1 protein-coding gene is annotated in these 1,288 nt (G+C 53.8%); it reads left to right on the forward strand.

What is annotated here, in order from left to right; all coding sequences use genetic code 11:
* The first annotated feature begins 71 nt into the window (after positions 1–71).
* Positions 72–1,249, forward strand: a protein-coding gene (locus QWY27_RS15230; RefSeq protein WP_290199282.1) for an IS3 family transposase whose coding sequence is annotated in 2 segments (ribosomal slippage) — positions 72–321 and positions 321–1,249 — 1,179 coding nt in all. Because the reading frame shifts where the segments join, the coding sequence is not laid out codon by codon here.
* Positions 1,250–1,288: the final 39 nt, after the last annotated feature.

Here is a 1,288-nt window from a genome sequence, read left to right on the forward strand (position 1 = left end):
TGAGCTTCCCCTGATATTTCGTCTTCCATAAGGGTGACATATTATTAACGTCACTTGAAGGAAGATTAGCTATGAAGATACCTCGCCAGTCATACACCTTGGAGTTCAAGGAGTTAGCGCTCAAGCGGGTCAAGGATGGGCAGTCGTTTTCAGCGGTTGCCAAGGAGCTTGGCATCAATGAGCAGACATTGCGCAATTGGTCGAGCGCAGCAGCTCGTGGAGCACTGAGGGGCTCCTCAACCAAGCCAGTTTCTGAAGAGCAGATGGAGCTCTCGCGATTACGAGCCGAGAATGTCAGGCTCAAGCGGGAGAACGAAATCATAAAAAAGGCAGCGGCGTACTTCGCGAAAGATGCACTGTGAAGTACGCCTGGATTGATCGGCATTGTCAGGAGTACGGTTTGGCAGAAATGTGCGGCGTCTTGGCGGTCAGCGTCAGCGGCTATCGCTGCTGGAAGCGTGGTGGTACGCCTAGCCGCAAGCGCTTGACGGATGCGCAGATGCTGGCACTGATCAAGGCGATCCACGCCGAGCTCAAGGGCGCCTATGGCAGCCCGCGCATGCTGAGGGAGCTGCGAAACCGGGGGTTCTCGGCCAGTAAAGCGCGGGTGGAGCGATTGATGCGAGAGCACAATGTGCGGGCACGGCACAAGCGCCGCTATAAAGCCACGACGGATTCGAAACACAGTCTGCCGGTGGCACAAAACTTGTTGGACCGCAACTTTACGCCCAGCGCACCGAATCAAGTCTGGACGTCCGACATCACCTACCTGTGGACGGATGAAGGCTGGTTGTATCTGGCCATCGTTCTTGACTTGTTTAACCGCGAGGTCGTTGGCTGGTCTTTGAAGCCCCGCATGACCGCTGACATAGTGACCGACGCACTGGCCATGGCGTGGTTTCGACGCCGGCCACCTGTGGGCTTGATGCATCACTCTGACCGAGGAAGTCAATATGCGAGCCATGCCTTTCAATCGCTGCTGTCGGAATATGGAATGACTTGTTCGATGAGTCGAAAGGGGAACTGCTGGGACAATGCACCGACGGAAAGTTGGTTCAACAGTTTCAAACACGAACGCGTCTTTGGAAAACGATTCAAGACGCGAGAGGAGGTCCGAGACATGAGCTTCGAATACATTGAGGTGTTTTACAACCGGAAAAGGCAGCATTCAACTCTCGGATATTTATCGCCAAACAATTACCTGCACCGTTGGCTTAGTCAGCAACCAAAAGAAAAGCTGGTAGCATGAACCTATCCCTTTGGTAGACGAAACACAGAGGGAACCTCA

This window comes from Zwartia vadi (genome assembly GCF_030410375.1).
In the GTDB taxonomy this organism is placed as follows: Bacteria; Pseudomonadota; Gammaproteobacteria; order Burkholderiales; family Burkholderiaceae_B; genus Zwartia; species Zwartia vadi.